Annotated in this window: 29 protein-coding genes; 4 read left to right on the top strand and 25 right to left on the bottom strand. The window is 40.6% G+C overall.

What is annotated here, in order from left to right; genetic code table 11:
* Positions 1–28 precede the first annotated feature (28 nt).
* The 15 genes from DMI82_RS12390 to DMI82_RS12345 all read right to left on the bottom strand — a co-directional run bounded on the left by DMI82_RS12390 (position 29) and on the right by DMI82_RS12345 (position 8748).
* Positions 29–400: a four helix bundle protein gene (locus DMI82_RS12390; protein WP_110103490.1), complete on the bottom strand. Its 372-nt coding sequence runs from the start codon at positions 398–400 to the stop codon at positions 29–31.
* Complete coding sequence (locus DMI82_RS12385; RefSeq protein WP_110103489.1) at positions 400–999, bottom strand: hypothetical protein; 600 nt, start codon at positions 997–999, stop codon at positions 400–402. Before DMI82_RS12385 ends, DMI82_RS12390 begins: the two co-directional genes overlap by 1 nt.
* A gap of 2 nt (positions 1000–1001) precedes the next feature.
* Complete coding sequence (locus DMI82_RS12380) at positions 1002–1610, bottom strand: DUF6273 domain-containing protein (RefSeq protein WP_110103488.1); 609 nt, start codon at positions 1608–1610, stop codon at positions 1002–1004.
* Between the two features lie 13 nt (positions 1611–1623).
* Positions 1624–1785 carry a hypothetical protein gene (locus DMI82_RS19820; RefSeq protein WP_158526468.1) on the bottom strand — a complete coding sequence of 54 codons (162 nt, stop codon included), beginning with the start codon at positions 1783–1785 and terminating at the stop codon, positions 1624–1626.
* Positions 1786–2233: 448 nt separating this feature from the next.
* Positions 2234–3178 (bottom strand): recombinase RecT, encoded by a 945-nt coding sequence (locus DMI82_RS12375; RefSeq protein ID WP_110103487.1) that lies wholly within the window; start codon positions 3176–3178, stop codon positions 2234–2236.
* Between the two features lie 158 nt (positions 3179–3336).
* Complete coding sequence (locus DMI82_RS12370; RefSeq protein WP_110103486.1) at positions 3337–5331, bottom strand: hypothetical protein; 1995 nt, start codon at positions 5329–5331, stop codon at positions 3337–3339.
* Positions 5297–5920 (bottom strand): single-stranded DNA-binding protein, encoded by a 624-nt coding sequence (locus DMI82_RS12365; protein WP_158526467.1) that lies wholly within the window; start codon positions 5918–5920, stop codon positions 5297–5299. Before DMI82_RS12365 ends, DMI82_RS12370 begins: the two co-directional genes overlap by 35 nt.
* Positions 5877–6128 carry a hypothetical protein gene (locus DMI82_RS19815; protein ID WP_158526466.1) on the bottom strand — a complete coding sequence of 84 codons (252 nt, stop codon included), beginning with the start codon at positions 6126–6128 and terminating at the stop codon, positions 5877–5879. Before DMI82_RS19815 ends, DMI82_RS12365 begins: the two co-directional genes overlap by 44 nt.
* On the bottom strand, positions 6128–6274 hold the full coding sequence (locus DMI82_RS19810; protein WP_158526465.1) for a hypothetical protein: 147 nt from the start codon (positions 6272–6274) through the stop codon (positions 6128–6130). The genes DMI82_RS19815 and DMI82_RS19810 overlap by 1 nt, the downstream gene beginning before the upstream one ends.
* Positions 6275–6408: 134 nt before the next feature.
* Positions 6409–6570, bottom strand: coding sequence for a hypothetical protein (locus DMI82_RS19805; RefSeq protein ID WP_158526464.1), 162 nt, complete (start codon positions 6568–6570; stop codon positions 6409–6411).
* Positions 6570–6872 (bottom strand): hypothetical protein, encoded by a 303-nt coding sequence (locus tag DMI82_RS12360; protein WP_110103484.1) that lies wholly within the window; start codon positions 6870–6872, stop codon positions 6570–6572. Before DMI82_RS12360 ends, DMI82_RS19805 begins: the two co-directional genes overlap by 1 nt.
* On the bottom strand, positions 6869–7045 hold the full coding sequence (locus DMI82_RS19800; protein ID WP_158526463.1) for a hypothetical protein: 177 nt from the start codon (positions 7043–7045) through the stop codon (positions 6869–6871). Before DMI82_RS19800 ends, DMI82_RS12360 begins: the two co-directional genes overlap by 4 nt.
* A 311-nt stretch (positions 7046–7356) precedes the next feature.
* Positions 7357–7767, bottom strand: coding sequence for a hypothetical protein (locus DMI82_RS12355; protein WP_110103483.1), 411 nt, complete (start codon positions 7765–7767; stop codon positions 7357–7359).
* 13 nt (positions 7768–7780) lie between these two features.
* Complete coding sequence (locus DMI82_RS12350; RefSeq protein ID WP_110103482.1) at positions 7781–8521, bottom strand: phage antirepressor KilAC domain-containing protein; 741 nt, start codon at positions 8519–8521, stop codon at positions 7781–7783.
* Between the two features lie 11 nt (positions 8522–8532).
* Entirely contained in the window at positions 8533–8748 is a 216-nt protein-coding gene (locus DMI82_RS12345; RefSeq protein WP_199579970.1) for a helix-turn-helix domain-containing protein, read from the bottom strand.
* Between the two features lie 195 nt (positions 8749–8943).
* Between DMI82_RS12345 and DMI82_RS12340 the strand changes: the two genes are divergently transcribed.
* Both DMI82_RS12340 and DMI82_RS12335 read left to right on the top strand, forming a co-directional pair.
* Positions 8944–9288 (top strand): helix-turn-helix domain-containing protein, encoded by a 345-nt coding sequence (locus tag DMI82_RS12340; RefSeq protein ID WP_110103481.1) that lies wholly within the window; start codon positions 8944–8946, stop codon positions 9286–9288.
* An 8-nt stretch (positions 9289–9296) separates the two neighbouring features.
* A complete protein-coding gene (locus DMI82_RS12335) occupies positions 9297–9671 on the top strand; it encodes a DUF6173 family protein (protein WP_110103480.1) in 375 nt (124 codons plus the stop codon).
* Here DMI82_RS12335 and DMI82_RS12330 read toward each other — a convergent pair.
* Positions 9640–9831 (bottom strand): hypothetical protein, encoded by a 192-nt coding sequence (locus DMI82_RS12330; protein WP_110103479.1) that lies wholly within the window; start codon positions 9829–9831, stop codon positions 9640–9642. The two genes, DMI82_RS12335 and DMI82_RS12330, sit on opposite strands and share 32 nt — an antisense overlap.
* A gap of 629 nt (positions 9832–10460) precedes the next feature.
* Between DMI82_RS12330 and DMI82_RS12325 the strand changes: the two genes are divergently transcribed.
* The gene (locus tag DMI82_RS12325) at positions 10461–11291 is read left to right on the top strand and encodes a hypothetical protein (RefSeq protein WP_110103478.1); all 831 of its coding nucleotides are present in this window, start codon (positions 10461–10463) and stop codon (positions 11289–11291) included.
* A gap of 243 nt (positions 11292–11534) precedes the next feature.
* Positions 11535–12236, top strand: coding sequence for a LytR/AlgR family response regulator transcription factor (locus DMI82_RS12320; RefSeq protein ID WP_110103477.1), 702 nt, complete (start codon positions 11535–11537; stop codon positions 12234–12236).
* Between the two features lie 167 nt (positions 12237–12403).
* Here the strand turns inward: DMI82_RS12320 and DMI82_RS12315 are convergent, their stop codons facing one another.
* The 9 genes from DMI82_RS12315 to DMI82_RS12275 all read right to left on the bottom strand — a co-directional run bounded on the left by DMI82_RS12315 (position 12404) and on the right by DMI82_RS12275 (position 23468).
* Positions 12404–13819, bottom strand: a complete 1416-nt coding sequence (locus tag DMI82_RS12315) for a GH25 family lysozyme (protein WP_158526462.1) — start codon at positions 13817–13819, stop codon at positions 12404–12406.
* A gap of 291 nt (positions 13820–14110) precedes the next feature.
* A complete protein-coding gene (locus DMI82_RS12310; RefSeq protein WP_110103475.1) occupies positions 14111–14365 on the bottom strand; it encodes a hypothetical protein in 255 nt (84 codons plus the stop codon).
* Complete coding sequence (locus DMI82_RS12305) at positions 14365–18753, bottom strand: tail fiber domain-containing protein (protein WP_110103474.1); 4389 nt, start codon at positions 18751–18753, stop codon at positions 14365–14367. Before DMI82_RS12305 ends, DMI82_RS12310 begins: the two co-directional genes overlap by 1 nt.
* Positions 18754–18764: 11 nt before the next feature.
* Positions 18765–19130 carry a hypothetical protein gene (locus DMI82_RS12300; protein ID WP_110103473.1) on the bottom strand — a complete coding sequence of 122 codons (366 nt, stop codon included), beginning with the start codon at positions 19128–19130 and terminating at the stop codon, positions 18765–18767.
* A gap of 115 nt (positions 19131–19245) precedes the next feature.
* Positions 19246–20235: a hypothetical protein gene (locus DMI82_RS12295; protein WP_146207157.1), complete on the bottom strand. Its 990-nt coding sequence runs from the start codon at positions 20233–20235 to the stop codon at positions 19246–19248.
* Positions 20236–20279: 44 nt separating this feature from the next.
* Positions 20280–21608 carry an RNA-guided endonuclease IscB gene (iscB, locus tag DMI82_RS12290; protein ID WP_110103471.1) on the bottom strand — a complete coding sequence of 443 codons (1329 nt, stop codon included), beginning with the start codon at positions 21606–21608 and terminating at the stop codon, positions 20280–20282.
* Between the two features lie 402 nt (positions 21609–22010).
* Complete coding sequence (locus DMI82_RS12285) at positions 22011–22235, bottom strand: hypothetical protein (protein WP_110103470.1); 225 nt, start codon at positions 22233–22235, stop codon at positions 22011–22013.
* 121 nt (positions 22236–22356) lie between these two features.
* Positions 22357–22644 carry a DUF1653 domain-containing protein gene (locus DMI82_RS12280; protein ID WP_110103469.1) on the bottom strand — a complete coding sequence of 96 codons (288 nt, stop codon included), beginning with the start codon at positions 22642–22644 and terminating at the stop codon, positions 22357–22359.
* On the bottom strand, positions 22635–23468 hold the full coding sequence (locus DMI82_RS12275; RefSeq protein WP_110103468.1) for a hypothetical protein: 834 nt from the start codon (positions 23466–23468) through the stop codon (positions 22635–22637). Before DMI82_RS12275 ends, DMI82_RS12280 begins: the two co-directional genes overlap by 10 nt.
* Positions 23469–23611: the final 143 nt, after the last annotated feature.

The raw sequence follows: 23611 nt of genomic DNA, 5'->3' as shown, positions 1-23611 counted from the left end.
ACGGTATTGCAACGCATAACCCAAGTTGTTACCTGTTTCTGTCTTTTGTTCTCCATGAAATAGTCATGTACTTTATATCTTTGACCATTTGTGACCATGACTCCATTCCACCGGAGTTGATAATTCCTAATTCATATGAAAGTTCTATAAAGTACATCAACTCATCACAATGAGTAATGGCTTTTGTTTGAAGCTCTAATCGTTCTCTTTTATAATCTTTCAGATCAGTTCGGTTGGCTTCAAAAAGCAGTTCGTAGATTTCTAATGCTTTATTTTGCATTTTATCTACAAGTGAAAATCTGTATTTCTTCGGATATCGCCTGGCATTACTCGTAACTATTAATGTATGCTTTGCAAGCTGCTTAGCTTTTGTTATTACCTTTAAATCTTCATTTGCCATTAATCATCACTTTCCAATTCAAAGATTGAAGAAGAAAAGATACAAACTGGGCGAACAACGAGACTGCTGCCGTAGCCACCGCTGATGAAGTCGCCAGAAGGCGCAACAACGGCAAGCGTTGAATTGTAATCATTTACTGGTGTACTCCATGGCGTAATCAACCACCACCATTTCGGCATGTTCGGCAGTAATTTACGATATTTCCGGTACTCATCCACAGTTAAAAGTGAAATCTTATCTTTGCAATGTCCGTATTCTGTCTGCCCGTCCAGAGAAAGTAAATCACGATCAAATTCGATGACTGCATCTTCTCCTAATTCGTCCACAATCTTTTTCAAGAATTTAGTGTTTAATTCTTCTCGAAGTTTACTTGAAATCCAGTTATTTGAATCCGAATCAAATACTCTTTCTTTTCCATCAAATCCATTCAAAACGGCAAAATATCCTTTTTCTGTCTTGTCCAAAATCATCCATTCCATTCCGGCGATTTCTACCGCTTTACCAATTTCCGGTTTTTTCATATGCTGCTTTTTATATTCAGCAAATTCTTTGTTGATCCGGTTTAATTCATTTTCAAAATATTTCAAATTTTTCTTCATTTTCATTCCTCCACTTTAGATACAAAGAGATTAGATTTTAAGATACAAACTGGGCGAACACCGATACCGCTGTAGTAGTCAACGCTGCAGACGCTGCCAGAAGGCGCAACAACGACAAGCGCATATTTCCATCCTCTTTCCACTGTGCTCCATGCGGAGCAAGTCCAATAGGAATCATCCAATTCATCATTTGGCGTCAGTTCTGTGTATTTACGCGCTTCATCAAACGTCAGTGGTCGAACTTTGCATTTCACTTCTCCGATCTTCTGACCATCCACAGTAATCAGATCTGCCACATCAGTTTCGATGCTTTCTTCTCCGAACTCTTCTTCAAAATCTTTCAGAATTTCAGTATCACAGAGTTTTTTCAAGGATGATTTGTTATAGTCAGTTGTATCATCATCGAATTTCACATTCTCTTTCACAAATCCGAGTGAAATGATCTTGGTATGCTCTGTGTACTGTTCCAGAACTTTGTATTTTCGCTTTCCGGTAGTCTGAAAGATATCTCCCGGCTTCAGTTCGAATAATCCCACCTTGCCAGATTTTTCCTGTTTTTCCAGAAGTTCAACCAGTTCCTTTGCTTTCTTTAAAATTTCACTATTGCTCATTTTTAGCACCTCCTTATTTTGCTGTAAGTGAAACCATTAAGTCGAAGAAGTTTGAAATTACCAGCGCAACCAGCATCGGTAAAGTGTTTTTCTTCTTAATGGCGTATACTGCAAGTGCAACGAAGACGATATAAGCAATCACGCATAATGCTGTAAATACATCATGTAAACTCATATCACATTTCCTGCTACTAAAAACATATACAAATGTATATGCTAGATGATTCGCTACAATCTCACAATTTGTAGTTACTGCTTCATCGTGTATGCTTTGGTGGTCGCAAGTGACACACTACTCACAAGTTCTTGTACACTCCACAGTCGTAAATTCCCGACTAAGCCATCGGTACATACCTATAAATTCTTTTTTATTGATTAGATATAGGTTCATCTAAATAGCTTTTCCTTTCTAAAATTTTGTTTTTTTGCCATTTGGTTTTCATGGACTTCTACCATTACTCAATCATTACCATCAAGGTTCTACCCTATAGTTAGCAAGACTGTTTCAACTTGCACTGGATTTTCTTTCCTATGATTTCAGTGGTTTTAAGTTACCAACTAATACTATGGATTTTAAGTATCTTTGAGTATATTTACTCACGTTTGATAATATATTTAATTGCTTAAATTTCCTCCTGCTTCATAAAATCTGGAATCTCTGGTTCTTTACCTGCTGCCGGGACCGGTTCTTTCTCTGCTGTCTGGACAACATCTGCGACCGTCGGATGCTTCGGCTGTTCTTCGATCGCCATTGGCTCTGGGATAAATTCTTCAGTGTTAGCGTTCTGCTCGATTTCATATGCAACATCAGTTGCAAAAGCGTCATCTCTTGAAACTGTTTCTGTATCATCGTCCGCTTCCTGTACAAAAACATCACCATGAGTGTTGATGATCTGCTTTAAAGCACGATTGACAACAGTTTTCTTCGCCATCTGATCAGTGAATTTCTGGTGTGTACCATTCCCATTTTCCTTGTATCCGAAGCCCTGTGACCAAGATTGTTTAATCTGTTTGATGTTCATTACTTCCAGATGTTTTGTTCCATCTTCCATCAGCACAACTGCGTATGCTCCAAGGATTTTTTCATTATCAATGTTCATAAAATCCTGTTCGTGAGAATCCAGAACCTTATTTCCATCTTCAATATGATATTTGAATTTATCTCCCTGGTAGATAATCTCTGCGTGAATGTCTTTCATTCCGTATCTTCTGGCAATCGTAATGTTTCCGAAATATGATCTCTGGAACTGGCACTGACCGGCATAACTAACGAAATATCCCTGTTTTTTCTGCACTGAAAGCCCTAGTGTCGCCATATTCATAAGACTGTTTGCAATGCTAATCTGACTACAAGATTCCAAAATCGGCTTATTATTTCTATCTTTTGTTTCCTTGAGCACCAGATACGCTCCCATAAGTGCATTGCTGAGATTGTAGTCTTTTGGAAAAGAAAGACCATATTTACATTTTTCTTCAAGCTGTTTTGTCAATCCGTCAATAAACTGATTGTTAATCACAACTGCTGCCTGCTGTTCTCCTACTGTTGCTACCTGCGTTTTGTTTGCCATTTTAATTCTCCTTTTCTTTTCTAATGATTTCCTTGCTTTTCTACGCCATTGTATTGCTTTTCCTTGACTTGCTATTCCTTTGCGATCTCATCAATGCGCTTCTATTCCACCGCTACTCCTATCGAAGCTCTTCCTTTGCGAATCTGTTCGAATTATTTTTAAATATTTTTCACACTTAATTCCCCATCTGAAACCTTCAACAGAATCATCTGTGTATCTAATCTTGGAATCCTGTCCGAATTTATGCTTTCGGTGTCGTCAACCCAAACCGGAAGCCGTAAGTCGTTCATCTCCTGTAATCCCATCACAAGGTCAATGTCGCAAAGGATCCGGTCGCTATGGTTCAGGCCGTTTGCATAATCAATACCATTGCAAATCATCCGGCAAATTTCCATCGGTTCTCCATCCTGCGTGTAGTCAAGGAACTGGAACTGGAAGTGTTTGAAGTGCGGATTAATCACTGTTGCCAGTGCCTTGTTCTTCTCAATGGAATACTCCGTCAGCTGATCTACTTTCTGCTGAATGTTCGCCTGCTTCTGTGAAAGCTTCTTCTGTTCTTCCTGTAATGCTTCAAGGTTGTTGGCTTTTTCCTCAAGCCTTGCGGTCTGAGTCTTAATCTTTGCTTCAACATCTCTGAGTTTTGCTTCCAGAGAATGACGGTTGTTGCTTAATAAAATCCTGTCATTTTCGCCGTTTCCGATGCCATTGAGACTTTCTTCCAGTGCTGAGATTTTGCCGCAAACTGCCTTGTATTCTTCATCGCCAGACATATCCGGTTCTGGAATCGGTTTCTCTGCTTCCTTCTCTGTTTCTGCGATTTCAAGCGCCAGAGATGTGATTTCTTTCTTAGTAGCTTCGATAACTGTTTCTGCTTCTTTCTTAGTTTTATTCGCCGTTTTCAATCCCTCGGAAGCTTCGTTGCCGTCCTCAGCGATCTGCTCCAGTTTGGTGCGTTTATTTTTCTCAAACTGTTCTTTCTCTCCTAATTTTTTGGATATCCTGGACTGCTTATTAAACTCAAACTTGCGTTTCGCAGTTTCCACCTGTTCTTCTGGAAGCGTCTGTCCGCATGTCGGACAAATAGCTAATGCCGGGTCAAATTCTTCTCCACGGATTGCAGTAAGTTCGGTATCGCCGTCCCACTTCTCTTTTAATGCTTCCGTATATTTCTTTTTAGCCTGTGCCAGTGCTGCTTTGTGGCGTTCAATTCCTTTGTTAGCGTGTTCCAGATCCATTTCAGCAAGTCTTAATTTGTTCTCGGCATTTTTCTTGTCGGATTTCAGCGTATATAATAAGGAAGTTATTCTGTCGTGTTTTTCTCTGGCTGTTTTACCAGCTTTCTCAACCAGTGCGTCACGTGAACGCTTCAGTCCTGCCAGTTCAATAGAAATCCGGTCGTATTCCCTTGAAGCATCGCAGAGTGCTTTTTCCTGCTTCTCGTTTTCTTTCAGCAGATCAAGAAGGTCGTCCCTCTGTGCCGGAAGTGTTTCATCGCATTCAACCTGTCGGCCCTGCTCTTTTCTGATCTGCTTTGCAATATCATCAACATCTGACTTGGCTTTTCTCAGGTCTCTTCTGCGGGCTTTTAAGATTTCTTCGATAGAATCTCCTTCCACACCTTCGTTCTTTATCCATTCATATTCCGGATGCTCTGCTCTGAACTGTGATTCACTGAATCCAGCTATTCCCCCCAGTGTTTCCCTTGCTTTTGCTGTTGCTTTCTGGATCTCATTCAAAAACACTCTGGCGTTGCTGCACATGGCAATCGTATCAGGATCGGCAATCCTTTTAAGAATCTCCATATACTCGGTTTTGTTCCGCTTAATTCCGTTGACGTAATATTCAACCGTATTTGATGATTTTCCTTTCTTGGTCTTTTTCTGGACAACATATTCCGTTCCGTCAACGTCAATAACCAGTTCTCTCACCACTGGATCATTAACTTCTTCACCGTCAACCTTCCGGCGGATATTGTTCGGAAGTGTTCCATCTGCCAGTTTTCCGGTCAGGACATCAAAATATGCGTCCATCAGAGAAGTTTTACCCTGTCTGTTTCTTCCGGAAACTTCTGTTCTTCCTGCGAAATCAAATTCTCTTGCTTCAAATTTCTTATAGTTTTCAACGCTCAGTTTTTTCAAAGTTACCTTTTTCATCTTTGATTTCCTCCATCTCCATTATTGAAACTTCGTATGCTGTTTTTCTAACATAAGAACCATCTGGCTGCTTTTTCCAATAATCACGGCTTTGCATACGTCCCTTTAATCTAACTTTTGTACCCACTTTCCATTCAGAAGCTTTCACCGCCAGATCTCTCCAACAAATACAGGAGATGTATTCTGACCGCTTGTATCCATTAATTGCCACGCAAACTTCGCAGATTGTCTTTCCTAATGGCGTTTTTCTCAGCACCGGCTTCTTGCAAATGTTTGCAGTCATTTCTACCGTATTCACAAGAAGCGTCCCTTCCGTGCTGACATCATATGCTTCCAGATACATATACTTTTTCTCTTGGTGGTCCGCTCTGACCCATTTGGAACGGATTCTTCCCGAAACCTTTATCCAATTCCATTCCCGAAATGTACCTTTAAGTCTGTTCGGGATTTCCACGATGATATCGTCCGGTGTTCCACTGAAGCGGTCACTTCTGACGACCAGAAAGCTTTTGCCCTTCCTTGGCTTAAATTTGACTTCTGCCGGATCAGTTACAAATCCGGTCAGTGTTGCTTTGTTTAAATCTTGCATTTTTGCTTTCTTTTTCCTTCCTTTTAATGTCGTGTACGAAGTCATTGATTTTAAGCATCACTGCCAGCCCGACTGTACTCATTAAGATATAATCCAACGCCAGAATTGTGAGTGCATCCAAATCAGTCACAGCCCAGCATACGGCAAAGAACACGATTGCCAGGCCAGAAACTCCGAACACTGCAAGCCCTTCTAAATAAGTTCTCATTATTTTCCTTTCCCCAGCAATCTCATTGCCAGCACTGTAGTCAGCAGAGCAATGATTACCAGATCTTTGTTCCTTGCTTCCTTCTCAAGGTCTTCGATGATCTCAGAAGCAAGTGTTTTGCCAGTTTCCTTAGTGATTTTAGACATTAAAAATGCCCTCCTGTGTTTTTATTTGTCAAATACAGGAAGGTGTGATATAATCAACCTGTATTTAACTTACTCAAGCTAAGTTAGATACGTGCTCCGGTTGGTGTTCCTGCACCGCCGGGGCTTCTTACAACTTAAATGCCTAACATGGCAGCCAGAACGTTTTTGTCTACGTAATCGCTATCTGAAGCATCAAGATAAGCTTCAACAGCTTTCAATCTGCCTGCCATCATGGCATATTCTTCTTCAATGGTCTCCGGGACAAAATCCACGGAGCTTTCTTTTTCTACAGCCATCAATCTTCTTCCTCCTTTTCACAGTATGGGCACGGAGCATCAAGTAACAGGTTGTTCAGTATTGCCTTTACGGATTCAAAGCTTTCCTCCATATCACGTAACGCTTCGCACACATCGTAATATTTTCTGCTTCCTTCAGCCGTTGTGATGCCGACGTATATCGTGCGATACCTTCCTAATTTTTTTCTGCTGAAAACCCTACATTCAAAACTCACACACGCTTTTGGAACTGTGTCCTGTGCTTTCCGGCACATTCCGTATAAGGTATCAGCATAAATGTTAAATTTCTCTGCTTTTGTCATTTGTCCGCTCCCATCCCGGCGTTTACCGCCTTAAAAATCATCTGTTTTGTTTTTTCCTCTCCGAACGCTTTTGAAAAGGAACTGTAGGTACGAGATATGATTTCCGAAAGATCATGGATAACTTCATTTCCCGCACCGTTGATTGATACGTTTCCTTTTTCGCATTTAATCATCTGATTTTTACCTCCTGATTGTTTCTTTAGATGCTTATGAATCTGTGCTAGAAGCATTCAACGAAAAATATCCATCTGGCAAATAGGTTTCTTCTTAATCAAGCATGATAAGGAAACAGGTTTCTTTGATGTTCGTACCATCTTGGAAGCCTTTTTCTTTTTCTTTTTTTTACTCATAAAATTCACTCCTTTGCAATTAATCTTCTTTGATCACTTTCGATTTAAGAAAAAAGTGATTATATTTAAAATAATTGCTGCAATAGAAAAGAAAAGTGCTACATCGTACAAATCCATTTAATCTTCTCTCTTTCTCATAAGAAACTGCTCTGAGCATTTGCATCATCAATGTGATTACAACGCTCATAGCTTTCGTTGCCCTTTTGGAAGCAATGAGGGAAAGCGAACCATAAAAAGTTTTTTTCTTTTTTCCACCATTTCTCAAACTGCTCTGATGTCATGCGCTTGCTGTGAGTTACATTTGCATAGAAATAAAATTCTTTCATTGTTACCCTCTTTTGCAAATATCTCATAGCAGGCTGTATGTAATCGTCCTTCGTTTTTCTTTTTATCAGCCTGTGCCACCAGTGAATGTTGTACCATGGCATCCGGTCGAATCCATCTGGCTTTTCTCCTACTCTTTCGTCCCAATTCCAATTGTTTAAGTTGTAAATCATCTCGCAGATTTCCTCGTTTGAATAATTGGAAACATCTTTAAATGCCATTGTTTCTCCTTTTTCAATCACCGTATGTCTTTTCAATTTCCTGTCCCAGAAACTTATTCACGAAATACAACTGCCCTTTTCCGCTGACTTTTGTCGTGCGTGTGATTCTGACTAAACCATCTGGATTCTGAACATTGGATTCTTTGATTTCAAATAATCCCTGCTCAACGTATTTCTGCTTCGGCATATTTCGTGAACTTCCAGAAACCATCAAATAGCCATTATCTCTCATCCATTGGAATAGTCGTTTCTGTCCTATCTGGTATCCGTTCTGGCAAATAAGTTTCGCCAAGTCACCAATAAGAATTGACGTGTGGCTTGCAGATACAGCATCTGCGAAAATTGTTTTCGGTCTGTCTGCTTCGATTTTCTCCGTAAGAGACTTATTTGTATCTTTCAACTTCGCAATAGTCTGGTCTGCCATCTTCAACGCTCTGGCAAATACCTGTTCCGGCGTGTTCCAGGCTTTTTCCAGATCTAAGAAATACTGGCGATACTGCTTTCCTTTTTCGGAACGCTGGATCATACAGATCTGCTTTGCCATGTCTACAGAAATCTCATGTTCTATCGTTCTTCCACCGTTTTCTAAATTTTTAGAAACCGTAAAATAGTCGATATTTTCAGTAAATCCGTACGCTGACATGTTTTTAAACCAATCTGCATATTTGCTTTTAATTTCCAGTCCCTTATGTAATTCTCTTGCTGACACTGTAGGCTGTTCGCCATCGTAATTAATCGGTATTAATTCGCCCATTAGTCTCCTTTCTATGGCTCTATAAATTTTTCCAAAGAAACATTAAAATGATTTGCGATTAACAGAATCTTATCCGCTTTTGGAACATATCCATTTTTGCCATTTGTTTCTGAATGTTTTTTCCAATTAGCGATTGTAGAAGATTTAATCCCCGTATCTTTGCAAACCTGATAAGTAGTTTCTCCTGCATCCTTGCAAAGTTTTTCGAAAACCATATAGTTAAACAAGTTCTCACTCCTTTTTTGACAGTAACTAAGATTTCTTATATAATGAAGCTACCAACAAACAATTATATAGATTTCTTAATTTTTTACTGCGATATTTCTAAGGTTTCTTAGTTCTTCTAAAGAATAGCACAGTTTTCTTAGTATGTCAATAATTAAATTAAGATTTCTTAGTTCTTTTCACAAAGGAGAAAATCCATGTATTACGAGAACTTTGAACGATTATGTAAAGAAAGAGAAGTAACTCCCAGTCAGGTTTCCAGAGGAACTGAAATTTCTACTGCTACATTAACCAGTTGGAAAAAAGGGAAGTATACTCCAAAGCAAGATAAGCTCCAAAAAATCGCAGATTTCTTCCACGTATCCGTAGATTATCTGATGACAGGGAAAGAGCCGGAACAAGATTTTTCCGATGAATCTGCACATTTGACTGCGCAAATAAGAAAAGACACCGAACTGTCCGATGCGTTAAAGAAATACTTCGGGCTGTCCGATGCCAAAAAGAAACACGTTATTGAATTAATTAATCTTTTAAGTGAGTGAGGTGCGTTATGTTAGATACTAAAACCATTTACGAAACTGCTATGAAACAAATTGGCGATATCGAGCCGATTCCCTTGGCGTATTCATATTCAGATACGCAATTTGAAATTCTCTGCAAATACATCAAAGAATTTGAATCGAAGCTTGATTCTGAACATGAAGTAGGACTTCTGCTTACCAATTTCGGTCAATCAGTTACTATGCACGTCACTGAAATAGGATACGAGAAGTCCGTACTTATGATCTTTAAGGGATATGTTGACGGGAATATGTCAACGCTTATTCAACACATTAATCAACTGAATTTTTTGCTTACATCTGTTCCAAAAGAAAATGACCGTCCCAAAAAACCTATCGGATTTTTGATTCCAACCGCTGAATAGATTCTTGCAACGATTGAATCATGTTCGCTTGTGCACCAAGCATATCAATGATTACATACATAAGTGCTGCTGATGGAAGACCTGCTTTGTTTGATGGGTCTTCCATCTTTGCGATTATTTTCTTTTGCTCTTCTTCGGAATATAATAAATCTTTGTCCATATGTCCTACCTCCGTAAATCATTGTAAATATCAGCTACGATAATATAAATATAACGTAAAATCTTTTGACTTTCAATTCCATCTATCATTTTTATAATCTCTTTCTTATAGTCCATAAAATAGTCCTCCCTGTTTGCAAACTACTGCCTACATTAAAGTATATGTTCGATTAGCAGATAGCATACCACGAACTTATGTTTGCATTATATCCTAATAAAACGGAATAAGTGGGATGAAATGATATTTCCACGAGGTAATTGCCAATGGTATACCGGAATATTTACAATCGCATAGAAATTATTCGTGATAGCAAAAGTAAAATCATTCCTCTTTGGAGCAAAATAAAATACAAACATAGGAATATGCTGCATCTGTTTCGTGACATTTCTTTTGACTGTTGGTTGTCTGTGCATATGTTGTTCGGAACAAATGCTAGTACCTCTGTTTGTATATTCTTCTACGCATACCGGTGAACTGATGATGTAATTGACGTATAATATAGTTCCGATAATGGCTAGAATTTGTTTGAATGTTTTCAATGATAACACCTCGAATTTTATTATATTTCACTATACTACTTGTGCTTTAAATGATATAATATATACAAATTTTACTAAGGAGGATTTACTATGAAAAAGCATTTAAAATTATTAGCGGCACTTGGTGTCACAAGTATTTTGGTTTCATCCACTTCTATCTCGACGTTTGCAGAAGACTTTGTTTTATATGATGAAAACGGAGTACACGTCGAAACAAAAGGCTTAACAGAGTCGCCATCAAAAGGAACCATTGGTTTGTATATCGAAAACAATTCTGATCTGAATTTAGGTATTGCACCTTACGCATATGCCATAAACGGCATCATGGCTGGTGGTGACCAATATGGTCTTAATTCTGCCGATGTTGCACCAGGTAAAAAAGCAAATTCTACTATAGAACTTACCAGCGCTTGGGAAAAAACCAATTTTTATAAAGATTATCAAATGGATGAATTGAGCAGCTTCGATATTTTGCTGTGGGCTTATGATAATTCAAAAAGCTTTAAAGCTTTCGATAGTGGTCAGGTGCATGTTGATGTAACTGGAGCCACGGAAACATCTTCACCTGTGTTAAGCAACGTTCAAAACATATATGATAAAGATGGTATTAGCGTTGATTTTGTATCATCAAAAGAGAACAGTTTCACGTTTTGCATCACGAATACAACTGGTCAATATTTTGTTTACGATGTAGTTTCTGAAACTTATAATGACTTTACAACTTCCGATGTGAATTATGAACTGTGCAACAAATATTTGCTGAATAATTGTAAAACAATTATAACCTTAACTCCAACTGACGATTTCCTTTCAATGAACGAGATTTCTGAAATATCAAAAGTAGATTTCGCATTAACAATCAGACCGTTGGCTGAATATGAAGGTGAATATACTACAGATTTAATATCATATCAGAAGTAAAATATAATTTTCTCATATCTTTTATTTATGGACTGACTGCCGGATTTTTAAGCACTTTTATTAACACAGGAGAGCAGCTTTGATAAATTTCCGGCAATTCAGCCCATTTACAGTATTAAACTGCTGTAGTATAATATCTGTATAAATACTATCTACATTGTAAATTATACAACATTTCACCGTAAAAATTGGTAAATTGAATAAATAGTGGGTTTTCACATAATAAAAAAGGGTGTGATATAAATGCGAATTGCGATACTTGACGATAACCAGCTTCATATTGATTATTTCAAAGCTAAGGCTGAGTCATTTTTGAAGAAAAAGGGCGACCGTTCGTATCAGATTTCAGAATACACTTCTGGTGTCCCTCTTGTGGACGATGTGAAAGACGGTGAATGGTTTGACTTGATCGTGTTGGACATCATTTTAAAAGATGGTGAAAGTGGTGTTGATGTAGCATATAAATTGCGTGGCTCTGGTTATTCCGGAAGCCTGATGTTCTGGACAGCTCATGCCGGCTACATGCGTGATGCTTTTGATGTTCGAGCAACACAGTATGTTATCAAAGGGCATGAAGATGGAAGGATGTTTTCCGTAATTGATACTACGCTCGGAAGATTGAAAGAACGGATGCTTACTGTAAAATTCAAGGGTGATTTCCACAGGGTTTTCTTCCGTAACATCGAATATATAGAAAGCCGTGGTCAAATGTGCATCATCCATTGCACGGACAGGCATCAGTATGGCTTTCACCGGCGTCTGCATGAGATAGAAAAAGTTCTGGATCGGCGTTTTGTACGGTGCCACCGTAGCTATATCGTAAACATGGATTATATTGCAAACATTAAATCTGACATCAAGATGATTTCCGGTGATATCGTTTCAATATCCCAGAATCGAAAAAGAGAAATAGAACAGATATATCAGGAATATCTCGAAGAATAAGAAAAGAGTCGGGTTTTTATGCCCAACTCTTTCTTTGACTGCCTTACGTTGACAAGCTGCACTCTTAACTTGTGCTAGCCACACAGGGTACTATACGCATCATAAGTTCAATCCCTGTGCGACTATTGGTAGTATAACCTGTTTTGAATGATAAATCAATCAGAACATCATTTCGTGTTGGCTTTCATGTGCTCAATCACTCTCTTCCAGGTATCAATGCCGCAAGTTCCATTTGCCTTTACACCAACATTTTTCTGGAAAACTTTGAGGGAATCATATGTGTCATTCCCGAACTGTCCGTCAACTTCCACTCCCAGCATCGCCTGAAGCATTGCCACAGCTGTACCGGAACTGCCCTTTCTCAGAATCGGAAGTCTTGTCTGGAAAGTACCGGTGAGCGTGGTTGAAGGCGTACTTACTTTTGCGCCGGTGGTAACGGCGATAGCCACGTGGTGGTTATCATTCAAGAGGATATCTCCTGCCTTTAGATAGTCACCGGATGTCAGATACTTACTATCCGTCAGTACTTTCGCACCGGCAGCTTTCATTGCGGCTCTCATGTTTCGTGTTGTCAGATAGATGCTGACCGCCTTGAGCTTTGCGTTATTTAAGCGATACCCAGCCCCCTTGACAATAGCAGCTGTGCTCGCACTGCAATCGGATTCACAAGCTACCGTAATCTGCGCCGGATCATAGTTACTTGCCTTTAAGTGCTGCCAGAATGAATACCGGTCATTACTGTTTCCGGCAGTACCCTGATCGTACCCAATGAGATTATTCTGCGCCGCTTTTGTCGCCATGTCTGCGATCATGGCTGCGATTTTGGCGTCATTGAATCTCAGGACACAGAGCCACGGTCTGCTATACCAGTTCATGATCCGATATTCTGTACCGGTCTGATCTCCTGCTTTCCCGCCTGCGTATCTCCCGTTCTCATCATGTCCGCAGTTACTGATTTTTACCATTTTTGTTTCTCCTTTCTGTGTTGTTCCTCTATAGTCCTTGTAGAACACGTCCATATCAACATTTCCGCTGATGCCGGATACTTTTCCTTTGCTGGAATATTGCCAGCCGATTCCGACCGATGGCTTCAGCCTTGTCTGGACAGTGCCGTTATCATCCGCTGGATAACGTGCAATCCAGCACTCATACTTTCTGAGTGCATCAGTCAAAACGTTATTATACCAGTCCAGATTGCAGTAGATACCGACCTTATAACCGGCTTTCTTCATTCTAGTCAGAAATGCTACGGCAATATTTTCGACTGCCTGTTTACCGAGCTTTCGTTGATTAGACCACTCGAGGTCATAGAACACCGGGAAATCCAATCCTCTTCCATTCAGTGCAGCAATCACATCCTCCGCTTCGTCAATAGCCTGAGCTGGTGTCAGAGCGTATGAATACTTATACCCACCGATAAGGATTCCGTTGTTCTTGCACCCCTTGTAGTTGTACTCGAATGAGCCGTCAATGCCGGACCTCTGATGGATTCTCAAGATTGCGAATTTGATGCCGGATTTAGCTACTTTCGCCCAGTCCGGTTTTCCTTGGTTAGATGATACGTCAATTCCTTTAAATTCCAATTCTATCAACTCCTTTTTATGAAATTTTCAAAGTTTCTTAATCAACAAAATGGGAAGTCTTTATATTTACTTATTGCGTTGTTGCTATTTTATCTGAAGCCATGCTTCCCATCTTCCATTGTTCATATTCCTGAAAAAAATACCTTTGTCAGTAATAGCATACGCAGTTAAATATTTTAAATTACCGTTAGATGGAACTACAAAAGCGTTTATCCATATTGTGTCTTCAATCGGCGTGTTTTTGGATGTAGAACCATTTCCTGAGTATATACCAGGAGAAGCAATGTTATTCTAATCTTCAACATTAACATCTACTTGTCTTAGTGCGCTTAAAGTTTTACTATTTAATTCATTAATCGCCCCCAGTACCGTCTTGTTGCTCGTCTGCAAGTTGCTAATGACCGCATTGGTCAGCTTCTCAACAATCCAGTTCCAGATTCCACTGAACGGCGAAAGCTTGTTTGCCTTTGTCGCTGCATCGTAAATCATTAAAGAATCCGCATCCTCTGGTGTTGCTTTCTGTGAATACTCATTAAATTTACCCATTACTGTAATCTCCTTTCTAATTCCTTGATACGTTTTTCTTGCTCGTCAACCTTTGCGCTAAGTTCCTGTATGGCTTTAATGGCGTAATTGAGAAGATACGGACTGTTAATCTGTTTAATATCCATCTCGCCGTTTTCGTCATATCCGCCGCCCAGAGCCAAGTTCGGGTCGATTTCTTCCAGTTCGTCTGCCACGAAACCGATGTTTTGATGCCATCCGCCCATCCGCTCTTTCCAGTCGAACTGACGGACTTTCATGCGATTGACCGTTTCGAGGGCGCCTGTTTCGCTGTTTTCGATGTTTTCTTTTAGGCGGATGTCTGACGGGGCTGAACCGGAATAGAATTTACTTGTTACAAAATTTTTAGCACCAGTAAACTGTCCTCTAACTTCGATATAGTTTTTATAGCTAGTTCCAATGTCGGTACCTCCAGTCTGTGTTTGACCGCATCCGATAAACGCCACCTTTTTTCCAACAGTTCCCAGTGTAGCTATAGGTCTTCTTCTGACAGGGCTTCTTTCATCGGTTTGCTCCGAGTCCTCGAAAGAGAAACTTCCCTGTACATAAGCGCCGCCTTTCAATCCAGCGGCCCTCTCAACAGTGAGACTTCCATTTGTCAAAATGTTTGCTCCAAGTTCGCATCCGTCCGTAAAAAGTGAGTTCGTATTTATTCGAACTTTGTTGTTCAGATAGCGAACAATGTAGCCTTCCCATTTTTTGCTCGTATCACCTTCCATCCAAAGTTCAAGCACTTTGTTTTGGACTTTCTGTGCATACAGTCCATATTTTCCAAGCATCAGCGCATTGTAGTTGTCTGCATCTGTGTAGTCCGTATACAGTCGCAATCCGGCAGTGTTAAGAGATACCATTGGGTTTCCGGTGTTTTTGTTAAGCACGACATATCCAGTATATCCTAATCTCGATATCTGATTTCCGTCAGCATCGTAAATCTTCAGCTGACCGTTTCCGTTATTCATGCCGCCAAGACTGATAATGCCACCTTTCATGGCATTGAAAGATATATACAGTGTCGTGTTTTCGCTCTCATCCTTGCCATAATACAGACCCTTGAATTTTCCGCCGTCTGATAGGATATCAACTATCTGCTCTTGTGTCAGCGATGCCACATCAACCGCCACGGGAAACGTCTGATAGTCTGCAAGCTTCGTCTTTGCCTGGTCGAAGTACAGCGAAACCTTGAGCATGTTGTGAGCCTTGAGTGACAGGTTATTGACATTAATACTCAACCGATCAAGTGCCGCAGTCTGCGATACCGTGAGCGCTGACCATGTAGCGCCGTTGTCGGTGGATTTTTCAAGTTTCCACCAACCTTTTTGCGACTGTGCAATCTCGCCGTTGCCGTCCCTGTAAAACGAATCTACAATGAGCGGCGCCGGTGTTATCTTCTTATCTGCCCCCATCAGTAACACATCTGCATTACTCTGAAAGAAGTAAGTCCTTCCGGCATTTCCCTGCTCGCCTTTGATTTTTGTCCAACTGTACCTGGTTGGGTCAGTGCTGTCATTCGGTGTGTAATCGGTGTACTGCCCGATATACAGTTTATCAACGCTGTTATCCACAGAAAATCCGGTTTTTCCATCCGCACTGTTGGCGTAAGCGATGTGGAAGTACGGTGTCTTTCCGTCCGCTCCTGGTGTTCCCGGTACACCCTGTGCACCATCCGCTCCCTTAATCAGTGACCAAGTGTATTTCGCCGGGTCAGTGCTGTCAGCTTCCACGAAATCCACGTACATGCCGATATACTCACGATTTCCATCAGATACCGAAAAGTCCTTCTTTCCATCCGCACTGTTTGCATAAGCAAGGTGCGTGTACTGTGTCTTTCCGTCTTTACCGTCTTTTCCCGGGATGCCGTTCGCTCCGTCTTTGCCGGCGTACTGTTTCGCAAGCGAAAACTGTTTCGATACGACAAGGTTATTCAGATATGCGGCTTTGATGTTCACCCATCCGCTGTCTGCGGTCAGCCCGGTGACAGTATAGGTTTTGTTTTCCTTGTCCCAACTTCCCTGTATATTCTGGGATGTCGTAATCGTATACGTACAGTTATCCGTAATATCCTGTGTGCCGTACATGACGGTCGCCGTTGTGGTGCACTCCGGGAACTCTGTATAGTTGCCGTCGCTGTCAACCGGGATGCCCTGATAGTCGTTATCAAGCTGCATGGTCATGTTTCTGGCTAAGGACGCCGCTTCAAGGGCCTCTTCTGCTTTTGTGTCATCCGTATATTTATTCAGTTTCTGCCAATCCGACTGAACATAAGATGCTCCCTTTGCTCTTGAAACTGTACAGGTAAGGATATCTCCGCCTTCATCTTCTCCCTGTGACCACAAATCACCGATATCGTAAGGTGGCTGCGGCTTTGTCACAAACACTCTGCGCTTATGGTCCGCGGTATCTTGTGCGTTTTGAGCCGCCGCAAGAGCTTTTGTGATATCGGTGTCCTGTACAAGAACCCATTCCCATTTACCTACGGTCGAATCATAAAAGAACCGGTAAGCATATCCGCCTTCACCAGTTTCTTTGTTCGGCTTCCAAAAAAACAAATCTCCTTCATGCTTTTTCCGTTCTTCTGTTGTTGTCCAATTAGATGCAGGTTTGTTTTGAAGCGTAGGTTCATAATCGTAGTAGAATGTTTCAATCTGGCCATCTATCTGGTCTTGCAAATCTCCCAGTGAGCCAGTGACCGTTTCGGCGTAATCAGATAGTTTTCCGTCTGAATAATCCTTACTTTCTTGGAGATAGTTTGCAAATGTTTGATTAAGAGATTTTCCCCCACCAATTTGAACACTTCCGTCAAGATATACGGATTTTGTGTCCATATCCACAGAGAAGATGATGCTTCCATCGGTATCTGTTACCGTGATTGCTCCGGCATTAATCCAGTCAGCATTAACACCAACTGCGTTCAAAATTCTTACAATCGTATCTCCATCAACGGTCATTCCGCCATTCCATGTTTGTCCGCCATCTGTTGAAACGCCCCATGCTTCTGCGGTCATCTTCCAAACAGCCTTTGATTCCGCAAGTGTGGGTTTATCATGTAAGTAAAATATCTGGCTGCCATCCTGCTGAGTCTGGACTGTAGTGTAAACACCGGTGGAATTGTCCAGTCGGTCTTTAAACTCTTGCAATGCCTGCTCTCGGGTGGTTCGCTCTCTCCAAACGGATTTTCTTGCATCGACAGCTGCTTGTGTCACAAGCGAATAGGTCTTTGAACTATTCCGGGCTGCACTTTCAGCATTACAGGAAATCTGTTCAAACGACCCCGGTTGCAGCACGACATTTGTCAAATAGCTTTTATACTTATTCCCTTTTCGGTCGGTAATCAGAACAGCATCACCGGCTTCAAGAACTATATCAGTCAAGCATTCTGTTTCAAACGGTCGAAAAGACATCCCGACGCATTTTTCACCGATTATGTTTGCAACAACCTCTCCGGTTCCTTGCGGAATCAGTTTGTTTCCACTGATTTTCAGAACGTATCCTTCTTCTCCGTACAGATACGAACTTGCTTCTTCGTCCGTAGATGTGGATTCCAGATACTCTGTTACCTGCACACCGGTTATCACTACATCGTCCAAGTTTGGGGTAAAGCCATTCGTGGAATTTATAGCTACTCTGTTCGCATCGGTAATTTCCGTGTCATACCATTTTATAGTCAATCTGCCGTATTTATCGCATCTGGCGTACTGGCATCCGATCTGGCATGTCCATGCAATAACTTGTCTGAAGGTCAGCGTTTCATCATCAGGCCTTGCCGGTATCTGGTAAGAATCCTGATAGAAATTAAGTGTGTCCAGTGTTACTCCGCACACCTTGCAAGCATCCTGTATGATTTGTTTCCTTGTCGCCGGATATTTCAGCTTACTTGCAGAATAATCACGGTCGAACTTCCGCATGTTATCTTCGCATTCCAGTTCGATAATCGTAGTATTCTGGTACGGAGTATCTATGACTGTCATTGTACATATTCGGATTTTTTCTATCAGAGCATTTTTGTGCACTATGATTTCGTTACCGGTCGTATCCAGAATCTTATCACCAGTGGTATCAAGCAATGCGCTGGTATCTTCCGGTTCAAGTTCGATTCCTACGTAGCAGATCACCGTAGCATCCGTAAAATCATAATCTGTATACTTTCCATCAAAGTTATTGATTGATAGGTTCAAAGTATTGATATTTGCGGACCCGATGTTAAACGTGTTGTCGTCAGACACGGAATCCTCGAACTTCATACCATTTGACCAAAATTCAGCGTTGGTAAGATTGATAACTGTCCCATCCGTCAGCGTTATGTCAGCGTATTTTAAATAATTCCTGTTATCGTTAGTTTGTTCATTCTTAAATCTGTCTGAAATATCTCTCAATCTCTCACCTCCTATTTCTCGATCAAGTCAAATTGCAATCCTTCCATCCGCTGATTCCCGACCCACCAGCATTTAAAAGGAGCGGACCGGTCGCCAACATAAAAGGTTCGGACTTCGTGTTTGTTTCCAGACAAGAGATCGGGATATTCAACAGAAATGTACTCTGGGTTGACCGCCTGCACGATTTTGCAAGCTTTTTCCCATTCCGGTGCGTTCCAACCGATTGCCAGTTTTCTCTTCTGTCCAATACGATTCTTATGCATGATCGTGTCATCAGTACGCCCGGATTCTGGCGCTGATAAGTCCTGAAGTCCCCATGTGAAAGAGGACGGACAAGGCATCGCTGCACCATTAATTTTTATAAAAACGTCTGCCATTGAATAATCACCTCATTTTTGCGCATGAAAAAAGCGCCTATCAAAGATAGACGCTTTATGATTATTCATTATACTTTTTTGACGTAATATGATTCCATATTTTTACATATGATGTTCATTCAAACAAATCGCCCGGATCCTCTATCGTATACGCCGGTTTCTTTATCGTAACTGTTATATAGCCCTTCTTTCCGCTAGCAAGAGTAACCAAGATTTTAGTCTTTCCTGCTTTTCCATTTCCGTAAATATTGATCTGTTTGTTCGTGATTCCCACTGTAAGCATGGATCTATTTTGCGGTTTTGCAGATTTAATACGATCTCCATTTGCCAGCGTAACCCTTACGTTTGTGGAGCTATATGCATTCATATTTACATTTCTACGGTTGAATTTAAGTATTGGTTTTAGCTTACTTCCAACACTTCTAATCTGTTTTCTTTTACATCTTGAACAAATTCTTGCTTGCGTTGCTTTCTTGAATACAGTTGCTTTATTAGCTTTTTTCCATCTGGACCATTTATGTCCCAATGCTTTCCCAGCAGTTTTACCGCAACGGCTACATTTTTTTGCCGATGTGCAAGTAGCTGATCTCCAATTATGTCCAAGTGCTCCGCTTAAAACTTTTCCGCAATCCTTGCATTTTTTTGGTTTAGTACATGTTGCTTTTGAAACAGAAGAATGCGTGCAGTACCAAACTGTAGGAATCTCTATGAATGCATAATTTGCATCCACATATGGCGGCGATGATATATCTCCATAGTTGTGGAAATTTCCGTTGTCGAAATACTGAATATTGCCGTTTCCATCATCCTGTGTTGCACGTTCTAGCAAGTATCCCCCTTGGTAATAATTTAGGCAGAAGATATTACCATCAACGTTAATTGTTCCGTGGTTATAAAAATCGCCTAAAACGTAAAGGTTTCCGTGAACTGTCAGTTCTCCGTAAAATGTGTACGAGCCGCCCGGACTAATATACATATTTCTGTCTACTTCGAAGCCACTTACCACCGTCAAATTTCTCCCTATGATGTAATCGCCATCATCGGTGGTTCCTATGTCTATCGGGAACATTGCCGCCGATGCCGGAACCGCCATGGCAAGTGCCATAATCATTGCCAGCAAAATCACTGAAAACTTTTTCCACCTTTTCATCAGCCTGTTTGGCGGAGACTCGTGACTTCAGTCGTGAGAGGAGCCAAGCTAACTCCTGTATCCGCCATCCTCCTTTCAATTAAATAAGTTTTGTTTGTTTCTTTTAGTTTCAATTTCTTAAAGCTGATAGAGCCTTTGTTGACCTTTTGTCCATCCAAAGTTCGAATGTCAAAGAAACCAGAGGTCCTTCTGCCAAATATAAAATATTCGTTATTCTGGTATTCTACTCTGTCAAAGAGCCTGAATCCTTTGACTGTATATTCAGCTTGGTTACGTTTTCGGATACCTCCTTTTAACGTATTGGCTTTATGCAGCTGACGGTTATGGCATCTGACCTTTTTGTAGTAAAAATATTCTCCATTGCTTTTAGCCTCTGGGTGACCACTAATACATCTTGCGTCCACATAATGAGTTTTTGGCAGATTATTCTCTATACGGGTATTTTTCGTAATATATCCATAAGTCATAGAAACATTTGGATAAATTTCCTTTAACCGATTATAGAACGTCCATCTCGTAACACCCATGAAAACTGCATGCTTGTAAGAGTTTGTTATCTTCGGTTCCCAGCCCCAGAGTCTGTTAGCTTCCTTTTTGTGATATTTGCTATCATTGCAGGTATTGCAGAGCGTAATAAGACTTGAAGGCTTGTTTGTATGGTCGCCTTTCCAGTATGCATGATGGTGTGTTACAAGAACCGGGTCTTTCGATTTGCCTCTGCACCATTGGCAGGTATAGTTGTCCCGGTGAAAGATATATTCTCTGATGTTCCAGCCTGCAAGCTCGCCATTTTGGTAGTCTGTTCCTTCCGGGATGGGTTTGCCTTCCAGCTGTGCTTTAAGCAGCTGTGTATCAAACGACGCTGTTTCTACTACAATTTTCGTAATAGGTAATATCCTGTGCACTTTTTCAACCATCGCAAAATGGGACTGGATCTTATGCTCGATGCTTGGAGCCAGCCAGCCTTTGTGCTTGCTGGATACTCGATTGTCAAATCGTTTCTTTCTGCAACGGGTCTTTCGATTTCGTCTTGAACGACGAAATGTATATCTCGCTTCAAGCAGTTTGCTTATATCATTGCGAAGCTCTACATCGGCTTCGAACAATACTTTATTTTTTGTAGTTGCAGACAATCCGATATGCTTAGAACCTGCGTCTACACCTAATGTAATGTTTTGAGTATGATTTGTCGTATCATATAACAACTGTATCGTAAACGGACAACGCTTAATGACTTTGGCTTTTTTGGTTTTTAAAAGCCTTCTTACTTTACCATGCCTGTTTGTCGGCATAAGTGGTTGTCCTTCTTTATTAAGTACATATACCATAACAGGCACTCCTTTTCTTTGATAGTGATATGTTTTATGCTGTAAGCCAGTACATATCAGACTGTAAAATACCTTCGCCTATGTTAATGAGAGGTTTTATATCGGCAGCACTGTTCCTACCCATCAGAACTGTTTAGCCCCGACCTTAGAGCAGAGGGCTAGGTATAACACCCTTTGGTAACTATATATTCTCTCTTAACGTAGTGCCCGAAACACTTAGGCTAGTCAATAAGGGCTTTTGCAAGCCCGCGACTTTAGTCGTGGGTTATTGACTTACTTCTTCCTCCCTTGGATTGATAGTTCAATTATACATCTACGCTCATGAAACTACAATGAGAATCACGATAATTGATTTAGGATTTTCGCCTAGAATCCATTTTTATGTGCCATGTGAGGAAATTATCATTCAAGTGTTTTTGAAGCGTTTTCTACTTCATTTGTCACAGCAAGAATCAGTTTTCCCACAAAATGTTCTTCCGGCGTTCCCACGTATCTGCTTCTGAGGGCTTCTGCTTCAACTGCGAATTGTCCCCACAGCCCGGAATCGTCCAGTGGAATCCGCCAGTATTTCTTGTGCAATCCCCACACTTCCTGCCAGATAGCAAAGTATTTTGTTTTAAAGTCCATGCGTTTCTCCTGTATATTTAATTTGTAATCAATTACTGTAATGTTTTTGGCTTGAATCAATTTGAATCGTTTGCGTGAGGAAATTATCACCTACGGTATTTCAGACGTTTTTTCAACTGTTTTATTCAATGTAAATCGTTCCTCTGTATTTTTCAAATCGATACTTCTGGAAAATATTCGGGTATTTTTCTTTATCCACCAGGCTGTAGAACATCTTTTGCGGTCTGGCATACAATTTCCTTTCGCCATACAGGGCTTGATAAATCATCAGTGGTTCTCCAGTCTCCGTATGCGTCGCTTCGCTAATGATGGCATACAGATAATCATTGCTCTGCGGATCACAGATTGTTTCTCTCTTGAAATGTTTTACGATGTCTCCTGGCATGAATAATGGTCTGTCTACTGACATTCAACTTCCTCCTCCCATTTCTGTTTTACTCGTTCACACAAAATGTCTTGATTTCTCTCTGAGAAGAATAACCAGATATGACGGTCAAAATCTTTTCCATTTCGCTGACCAATGTCTGATTTAAAAAACTCGTCTATCATGTCCTGATAGAACCGGAGCTCATCCTTTTCTTCCACGTCCGCTTTCAGAAGCGGTGAATCATCGCCAATGATAACACCCATGAACTGATCTGCGTATTCGGCAGAAATCATTATATGCTGTTCACCCATGTGTTCCCGGTACTGCTTGAAGTAATAAGTGATAACTGCCATGGCCAGACAGATGTCATGATCTTCCAGAATGTTCTCCTGTTCACCATACAGCGAATTAAACTTATTGTACAAAATCTGTGGTACATCTTCGTCCCGGTACTTCTCAGAACGATTTTTCTGTTTTTGCTTGCGGTACGCTTCCTTCTGCTCAGTTGTCCGTGAGGGTATATTATTTATATCTAGTATATTATTTATATCTAGTATATTAATATTATTAGGAGCAGAAGTCTTTGAACCTTTATCATTCTTTGATAAAGTCTTTGTCTCTTTATTTGATAAAATAAAGTCTTTAGATGTATCAGTAATTGATTTATCAGTAGTTGATATATCAGTTCTTTTATTATGGGGGTGATGTTCTACCCCTGGAGTTTCTAGGGGTAGGTTTTCTATGCCTTGCTGAGGCGACTCTTGAATAATATCATTGTTTGGCACTTCCTGCGGCGTTTCGTAAATATTATAAATGTACTCAAACTTAGATCGTCCCTCTTCTTTACAAGGTTTTTTCTTATCCACAACAAGATATCCTGTCGCTTTTAATTCGTAAGCGTCCAATAAGAGGGTGTATCGAAATTTCTGGCTGTTGCATGTAAACTATTGATTAGAGTTTTGGGAGTTGACTCTAAAAACTCTAAATCTAATCTAAGGAGCAGGCTTAT

Source organism: Blautia sp. BCRC 81119, from assembly GCF_003184505.1.
GTDB lineage: Bacteria > Bacillota > Clostridia > Lachnospirales > Lachnospiraceae > Blautia_A > Blautia_A fusiformis.
The sequence above is the reverse complement of the archived record's forward strand: the minus strand, read 5'-3'. Positions and strand labels throughout refer to the sequence as shown.

Bases quoted from the DNA above. Each gene is read 5' to 3' on its own strand.
- DMI82_RS12390 (WP_110103490.1), bottom strand. From the start codon at position 400: ATGGCAAATGAAGATTTAAAGGTAATAACAAAAGCTAAGCAGCTTGCA.
- DMI82_RS12385 (WP_110103489.1), bottom strand. From the start codon at position 999: ATGAAGAAAAATTTGAAATATTTTGAAAATGAATTAAACCGGATCAAC.
- DMI82_RS12380 (WP_110103488.1), bottom strand. From the start codon at position 1,610: ATGAGCAATAGTGAAATTTTAAAGAAAGCAAAGGAACTGGTTGAACTT.
- DMI82_RS19820 (WP_158526468.1), bottom strand. From the start codon at position 1,785: ATGAGTTTACATGATGTATTTACAGCATTATGCGTGATTGCTTATATC.
- DMI82_RS12375 (WP_110103487.1), bottom strand. From the start codon at position 3,178: ATGGCAAACAAAACGCAGGTAGCAACAGTAGGAGAACAGCAGGCAGCA.
- DMI82_RS12370 (WP_110103486.1), bottom strand. From the start codon at position 5,331: ATGAAAAAGGTAACTTTGAAAAAACTGAGCGTTGAAAACTATAAGAAA.
- DMI82_RS12365 (WP_158526467.1), bottom strand. From the start codon at position 5,920: ATGCAAGATTTAAACAAAGCAACACTGACCGGATTTGTAACTGATCCG.
- DMI82_RS19815 (WP_158526466.1), bottom strand. From the start codon at position 6,128: ATGAGAACTTATTTAGAAGGGCTTGCAGTGTTCGGAGTTTCTGGCCTG.
- DMI82_RS19810 (WP_158526465.1), bottom strand. From the start codon at position 6,274: ATGTCTAAAATCACTAAGGAAACTGGCAAAACACTTGCTTCTGAGATC.
- DMI82_RS19805 (WP_158526464.1), bottom strand. From the start codon at position 6,570: ATGGCTGTAGAAAAAGAAAGCTCCGTGGATTTTGTCCCGGAGACCATT.
- DMI82_RS12360 (WP_110103484.1), bottom strand. From the start codon at position 6,872: ATGACAAAAGCAGAGAAATTTAACATTTATGCTGATACCTTATACGGA.
- DMI82_RS19800 (WP_158526463.1), bottom strand. From the start codon at position 7,045: ATGATTAAATGCGAAAAAGGAAACGTATCAATCAACGGTGCGGGAAAT.
- DMI82_RS12355 (WP_110103483.1), bottom strand. From the start codon at position 7,767: ATGGCATTTAAAGATGTTTCCAATTATTCAAACGAGGAAATCTGCGAG.
- DMI82_RS12350 (WP_110103482.1), bottom strand. From the start codon at position 8,521: ATGGGCGAATTAATACCGATTAATTACGATGGCGAACAGCCTACAGTG.
- DMI82_RS12340 (WP_110103481.1), top strand. From the start codon at position 8,944: ATGTATTACGAGAACTTTGAACGATTATGTAAAGAAAGAGAAGTAACT.
- DMI82_RS12335 (WP_110103480.1), top strand. From the start codon at position 9,297: ATGTTAGATACTAAAACCATTTACGAAACTGCTATGAAACAAATTGGC.
- DMI82_RS12330 (WP_110103479.1), bottom strand. From the start codon at position 9,831: ATGGACAAAGATTTATTATATTCCGAAGAAGAGCAAAAGAAAATAATC.
- DMI82_RS12325 (WP_110103478.1), top strand. From the start codon at position 10,461: ATGAAAAAGCATTTAAAATTATTAGCGGCACTTGGTGTCACAAGTATT.
- DMI82_RS12320 (WP_110103477.1), top strand. From the start codon at position 11,535: ATGCGAATTGCGATACTTGACGATAACCAGCTTCATATTGATTATTTC.
- DMI82_RS12310 (WP_110103475.1), bottom strand. From the start codon at position 14,365: ATGGGTAAATTTAATGAGTATTCACAGAAAGCAACACCAGAGGATGCG.
- DMI82_RS12300 (WP_110103473.1), bottom strand. From the start codon at position 19,130: ATGGCAGACGTTTTTATAAAAATTAATGGTGCAGCGATGCCTTGTCCG.
- DMI82_RS12295 (WP_146207157.1), bottom strand. From the start codon at position 20,235: ATGGCACTTGCCATGGCGGTTCCGGCATCGGCGGCAATGTTCCCGATA.
- iscB (WP_110103471.1), bottom strand. From the start codon at position 21,608: ATGGTATATGTACTTAATAAAGAAGGACAACCACTTATGCCGACAAAC.
- DMI82_RS12285 (WP_110103470.1), bottom strand. From the start codon at position 22,235: ATGGACTTTAAAACAAAATACTTTGCTATCTGGCAGGAAGTGTGGGGA.
- DMI82_RS12280 (WP_110103469.1), bottom strand. From the start codon at position 22,644: ATGTCAGTAGACAGACCATTATTCATGCCAGGAGACATCGTAAAACAT.